Source organism: Mitsuaria sp. TWR114 (genome assembly GCF_007997345.1).
Genome location: NZ_VOSR01000167.1, coordinates 1 through 6415 on the forward strand (window position 1 = coordinate 1; position 6415 = coordinate 6415).

The window sequence follows — 6415 nt, forward strand, 5'->3', positions numbered from 1 at the left end:
CGGCGCTTCCTGGTCCTCCTGCAGCAGGCTGGTCCGGATGGCCCCGGTCCGGCCGTAGGCGATCACCGTGTAGTGGGTCTGGTCCTTGAGCGTCGCGGGCGAGGACGCGACCGTCGCCCCGTCGCCGCTGCTGCGGATCTGCAGCGACAAGCCACCCGGGCCGCGGTCCGCATAAGCGCTGACCGAGCGCGCGGCGATCGAGGACGCCAGCTTGCCGTTCTCGACGAACAAGTCGGCGGACGACAGATCGGCGCTGGCATTGAGCAGCCGGACCCGGGCGTCCTTGTGGGATCCGCCTCCGCCGCAGGCCACGAGCAGCGCGGCGCAGCTCAGCGCCAGCCACAGGATCAGGGTGTTTCGGTTCTGGGAGTGCATCGTCGGCATCGCCCGTCGGGCGCCAAGTGAAAAACCTGGGAGGCTAAGGAGCGCTTCCCGCGGGCGCAGTGGCCCTCACTTGCCTCTTTGTCGAACGCGCCTGATTCAGGTGAGAGTCGGTCTGACTCAAAGTTGGGGCAGCCGACCAGCGAAAAAAAGGCCACGCCTCGTGAGAGGACGTGGCCAACAGGGAGGAAGGTACTGGGGCCCGGAGCGTCGGGCCCGAGGGCCGGGCGTGGGCCCGGCCGGCGCTTTCGGTGCTTTGGGAGCTTCTGGCGCCTCAGTTGTTCGTGCGTTCGCGGCGCAGCGAGCCCACCATGGCGGTGCTGTCGCCCATCACGAAGACGGTGTAGACGTAACCCGCGGTGATGCCCAGGTCGCTCAGCGAGTACACCGGCGTCGTCGACGACGGCGAGGTCACCGTCAGCAGCGCCGCGGTCGAGGCCGGCGTCGTCTGCGCCGTTGAGGCCGTCCCGGCCACCACGTTCGACGCCAGCGCGCTGTAGTCGACGTTCAGCGTCAGGCCGGTCGCGGCGCTCGCCACGCCGTTGACCAGGCGGATCTTGGCGGTCGTCGTCGGGCTGGTGGGCAGGCGGTTGTCATCGGTCAGCACCGCCAGCTGCGGACTCGCCGCCGGGCCCCACACCATCAGCGTGTAGTCGTTGCCCGCCACCAGCGTCGGCTTGGCGAAGGACATCAGCTGGCCGTTGACGTAGACCGACAGGTCGGCCGCGCCGGCCGTGAGGGTCGTGTAGTCGCCGATCGTCGCGCGACCGAGGTGGGCATCAGCGCCGTCTGGCCGACCGAGCCGGACACCAATGCGCTGCCGCCCACCGCCGCCACCAGCCGCGCCCGTGCGGTGGTGTTGGGGAAGTTGGTCGTCGCGCCCTGCTGGATCAGCTGGATGCCGTTGACCAGCACGCCGCCGGCGCTGCCGGTCAGCACCAGCGTCGAGACGCCGGCCGAGGGCAGGGTGATGCTGGGGATGTCCAGGCGCACGTCGCTCTTGGAGCCGGCGGCGGTCAGGCGGACCCGGAAGGTGCCGCTGTTCAGCGACACGTAACCGCTGCCCGAGCCGGCCGCGATGCCGGCCGCCACCGTCGACGCGGTGTCCAGCGTCTCGTCCGCGCCGGTGACGTAGACGTCCATCGAGCCCGCGTCCGGCGCCAGGTTCAGCACCAGCAGCTTGGACTTGCCGGAGGCCGGCGCTTCCTGGTCCTCCTGCAGCAGCGTCGTCTGCAGCGAGCCCGCCGAGCCGTAGGCGATCATCGCGTAGTGGCTGCCGGCCGCCAGCGTCGGCGTGGACGAGGCCAGCGTGCTGCCGACGCTGTTGCTCTGGATCTCGGTGCCGGTGGCGGAGGTCTTCACGTCGGCATAGCTGCCGACCCCGGCGTAGGCCACGGCGGAGTTGACCGTCGTGCTGTCCACCGACATGTCCAGCGCGGCATAGCCGATGCTGGCGTTGAGAAGGCGCATCTGCGCCGTGCTGCTGTCACCGCCGCCCCCGCAGGCAGCCAGCAAGGTGGCCGCGGCCACGCTCAGGCCCCAGGCCCAGGTCTTGAATCGCATCGTCCGACACTCCGATTGAGGATGGCGGGATTGAACGAGGCCCGTGTTGCTGCGGCTTGTGGCCGCTTGCCAGGTTTGTGTAGTTCCATATCAAGACCGACACAGCATTGCTGGCGCCCGGCCCAGCGCGGGCGCACCTGGGGTCTTCCCTCCTGGGTTCCACTCTCTAAACGGCCGGTGGGCGCGCCGCTAGCATCCGCGCCATGAATGCCTACCCGCAGCTGCTGTCGCCCCTGGACCTGGGCTTCACCACCCTCAGGAACCGCGTGCTGATGGGCAGCATGCACACGGGGCTGGAGGACTCGCGCAAGCACATCGGGCGCCTGTCCGAGTACTTCGCCGAGCGCGCCCGCGGCCAGGTCGGCCTGATCGTCACCGGCGGCTACGCGCCCAACATCGCCGGCTGGGCCAAGCCCTTCGCCGGCACCTTGATGACCGGCGGCGCCGCGCGGCGGCACCAGGCCATCACGCGCGCGGTCCATGCCGAGGGCGGCAAGATCGCGCTGCAGATCCTGCATACCGGCCGCTACGGCTACCACCCGTTCAACGTCGCGCCCTCGGCGCTGAAGTCGCCGATCTCGCCCTTCACGCCGCATGCGCTGAGCGAGCGCGGCATTGAGCGCCAGATCCGCGCCTTCGTCCGCTGCGCCGTGCTGGCGCGCGAAGCGGGCTACGACGGCGTGGAGGTGATGGGCTCCGAGGGCTACTTCATCAACCAGTTCCTGGTCGCCGCGACCAACCAGCGCAGCGATGCCTGGGGCGGCGACTTCGCGCGACGCATGCGGCTGCCGGTGGAGATCCTGACCCGCATGCGCGAAGCCGTCGGGCCGGACTTCATCATCATCTACCGCCTGTCGATGCTGGACCTGGTCCCCGACGGCGGCAGCTGGGACGAGGTGCTGCAGCTCGCGCGCGCCGTCGCCCAGGCCGGCGCGACCATCATCAACACCGGCATCGGCTGGCATGAGGCCCGCATCCCGACGATCGCCACCAGCGTGCCGCGGGCCGGCTTCGCCTGGGTCACGAAGAAGCTGCGCGACCAGCTGCACGCCGAGGGCCTGCGCATCCCGCTGATCACCAGCAACCGCATCAACACGCCGGAGGTTGCCGAGTCGGTGCTGGCCGACGGCTCGGCCGACATGGTCTCGATGGCGCGGCCGCTGCTGGCCGACCCCGCCTTCGTGCGCAAGGCCGCGGAGGGCCGCGCCGACGAGATCAACACCTGCATCGCCTGCAACCAGGCCTGCCTGGACCATGTCTTCAAGCAGGAGGTCGCGTCCTGCCTGGTCAACCCGCGCGCCGGCCACGAGACGCTGCTGCGCATCGTGCCGGTGGCCCCGGAGCAGCGGCGCAAGCGCGTGGCCGTGGTCGGCGCCGGACCGGCTGGCCTGGCCGCCGCGACGACGCTGGCCGAGCGCGGCCATGCCGTCACCCTGATCGACGCCGCCACCGAGATCGGCGGCCAGTTCAACCTGGCCAAGCGCATCCCCGGCAAGGAGGAGTTCCACGAGACGCTGCGCTACTTCAAGCGGCGGCTGGAACTGCTGGGCGTGACGCCGCAGCTGGGCCGGCGCGTCGGCGCCCAGGACCTGATGGACTACGACGAGGTGCTGCTCGCCACCGGCGTCACGCCGCGCGACCCGCGCATCCCCGGCCAGGAGGAAGGCGTCGCGCGGGGCCAGGTCCTGACCTACCTGGAAGTGCTGCGCGGCGAGAAGCCGGTCGGCCGCCGCGTGGCGGTGGTCGGCGCGGGCGGCATCGGCTTCGACGTGTCGGAGTTCCTGCTGGAGCAGGGGCACTCGCTGGCGCTGGATGCGCCCGCCTGGCGCCGGCATTGGGGCGTCGGCGATCCGCAGGAGACCCGCGGCGGCCTCGCCCGTCCGCAACCCCAGCCGGCCGAGCGCGAGATCACGCTGCTGCAGCGCCGCGCCGGCAAGCTCGGCGCCGGCCTGGGCAAGACCACCGGCTGGATCCATCGCGCCGCGTTGAAGACGCACGGTGTACGGATGATCGGCGGCGTGCAGTACGAGCGCATCGACGCGGCCGGCCTGTGGATCAGCCGGGGCGAGGACCGCACCGAGCCCGAGCGCATCGACTGCGACACCATCGTGCTGTGCGCCGGCCAGGAGCCCTTGCGCGAACTCGAGGCGCCGCTGCGCGCGGCGGGCCGGTCGGTGCACCTGATCGGCGGTTCGGCCGAGGCGAAAGAATTGGACGCAAAGCGTGCAATCCTGCAGGGAACCCAGGTGGCGGCCTCGCTGTAAACCCTAGCGGCCCCTTCAGCCGCGCGCCGATACTCCGAAGGTCGAGCCAAAGGGAGCGGCCGCCACACGCGGTCGCCGCCGACCTGGGGCCAGCTGTTGCCCCTCCATTCATAAGAAAAGCTTGGGTGAGCCATGCGTCTTCGCCTGACCCGTCGTTGGGGGTGCCTTGCCGTGTCCGCGCTGCTGCCTGCGTGCCTGAGCACGACGGCATGGGCCGGCGCGTCCGCGCCTGCGTCGGTCCAGGCGGCGGCGACCGGGATGGCCTCGCGCCTGCCGGCGTGGATCGATTCCGGCTCGACCGTGTTCTGGCTGGGCGCCGGCTGCGTGATCGGCGGCCTGACGCTGGGCGTGATGGTCAGCCTGTTCGTGCAGCAGCGCGGCCGGCTGCAACGCCGACGCGAGGAACTCAAGCGCGTGCGCCGCGAGCGCGCCCGCCTCAGCGCGCTGCTGAACGCGATCCCCGACCCGATGTATTTCAAGGACGCGAACGGCGCCTATGAGGGCTGCAATCCGGCCTTCGAGCGCGCCGTCGGCCTGAGCGAGCAGGAGATCATCGGCCGCCGCGACGCCGACCTGCCCAACCCGCCGGGCTGGGTCGACACGCAGGCCGACGGCCGCACGCTCACCTGGCGCGATGGCGCCGACGGCGGCGCCCGCTGCCTGGACGTGCTCAGCGCGCCGGTCGTCGACGACGACCAGTACCTCGGCCAGGTTGCCATCGCGCGCGACATCACCCAGCTGCAGCAGGCCACCGATGCCGCCCGCCGCGCCGCCACCGTCTACGAGCACTGCGGCGAAGGGATCATGGTCATCGACCACAACCTGCGCATCGTCGACGTCAATCCGGCGCTGGTCGCGATGGTCGGCCACGACCGCCAGACGCTGCTGGGCAAGCGCCCGCTGCTGCTGCGCGAGGCCGAGCAGGACCCCGGGAAGCTGCGCGCGCTGTGGGCCGACATCGAGTCCCGCGGCAAGTGGAGCGGCGAGGTCACCGAGCGCCACAAGAACGGCGAATCGATCCCGATGTGGGCCACCTTCGTGAAGGTGCCGGCGCCGTCGGGCGATCCCGACCAGGTGCAGTACCTGAGCGTGCTGACCGACATCTCCCGCATCAAGCAGACCGAGGCCGAACTGCTGCACCAGTCGCTGCACGACAGCCTGACCGGCCTGCCCAACGCGGCGCTGCTGCGCGACCGCATCTCGCGCCAGATCGGCAACGCGCAGCGCGAGCACACCTGCGTGGCGGTGCTCTACATCGACCTGGACGGCTTCCGCGACGTCAACGACATCGCCGGCCATGCCGCCGGCGATCAGGTGCTGCTGACGGCAGCGGCGCGCTTCGCCAATGTCACGCGGCTGAGCGACTCGGTGGCGCGGGTGGGCGCGGATGAATTCGTCGTGGTGCTGTCCGGCCTGGTCGACGAGGAAACCGCGATGCGCCTGGGCGACCGCCTGATCCAGGCGATGGACGAGCCGGTCGTGATCGACAACCACCGCTTCAATGTCGGCGCCAGCATCGGCCTGGCGCTGTTTCCGGCCGACGGCACGCAGGTCGACGAGCTGCTGCGCAATGCCGAGGTCGCCATGGTGCGCGCCAAGCTGCATGCGCGCGGCTCGGTCCAGGCCTACCGGCCGGAGCTGACCCAGGCGGTGCAGCAGCGCTTCGAGCTGACCCACGCGCTGCGCCAGGCCAACGAGGCCGCGCAGTTCCGCCTCGAATACCAGCCGCAGGTGCGCCTGTGCGACGGCCAGCTGATCGGCGCCGAGGCGCTGCTGCGCTGGCGGCATCCGACGCGCGGGCCGATCTCGCCGGCGGACTTCATCCCGCTGGCCGAGGAGACCGGCCTGATCATCCCGATCGGGCGCTGGGTGCTGGAGCAGGCCTGCGCGCAGGTGGCGCGCTGGCAGGGCCAGGAGGGCAAGCCGCAGCAGGTCGCGGTCAACGTGTCCGCCCGCCAGCTGCGCCAGCCCGATTTCATCGAGACGCTGGACTTCATCCTCGGCGAGACCGGCTGCCCGCCCAGCGCGCTGGAGCTGGAGGTCACCGAGAGCCTGCTGCTGGAGGATGCCGAGCAGGCCATCAGCCTGCTGACCCGCATCTCCAAGCGCGGCGTGCGCGTGGCCATCGACGATTTCGGCACCGGTTATTCCTCGCTGGCCTACCTGAAGCGGATGCCGGTCAGCACGCTGAAGATCGACCGCAGCTT

Annotated in this window: 5 protein-coding genes; 2 read left to right on the forward strand and 3 right to left on the reverse strand. The window is 70.8% G+C overall.

The annotated features are described in order from the left end of the window. The 3 genes from FUT87_RS07895 to FUT87_RS07905 form a co-directional block, all read right to left on the reverse strand. Positions 1 to 375: DUF4397 domain-containing protein (locus FUT87_RS07895; protein WP_186830419.1), on the reverse strand; the 375-nt coding region annotated here is incomplete at its 3' end. A 280-nt stretch (positions 376 to 655) separates the two neighbouring features. Further along, positions 656 to 1138 carry a DUF4397 domain-containing protein gene (locus tag FUT87_RS07900; protein ID WP_404935372.1) on the reverse strand — a complete coding sequence of 161 codons (483 nt, stop codon included), beginning with the start codon at positions 1136 to 1138 and terminating at the stop codon, positions 656 to 658. Next, entirely contained in the window at positions 1072 to 1944 is an 873-nt protein-coding gene (locus FUT87_RS07905; protein WP_147240675.1) for a DUF4397 domain-containing protein, read from the reverse strand. Before FUT87_RS07905 ends, FUT87_RS07900 begins: the two co-directional genes overlap by 67 nt. 203 nt (positions 1945 to 2147) lie before the next feature. Between FUT87_RS07905 and FUT87_RS07910 the strand changes: the two genes are divergently transcribed. Together FUT87_RS07910 and FUT87_RS07915 are read left to right on the forward strand one after the other, a co-directional pair. Beyond that, a complete protein-coding gene (locus FUT87_RS07910) occupies positions 2148 to 4208 on the forward strand; it encodes an FAD-dependent oxidoreductase (RefSeq protein WP_147240676.1) in 2061 nt (686 codons plus the stop codon). Positions 4209 to 4466: 258 nt separating this feature from the next. After that, the coding region (locus tag FUT87_RS07915) for an EAL domain-containing protein (RefSeq protein WP_186830420.1) at positions 4467 to 6415 on the forward strand (1949 nt) is incomplete at its 3' end.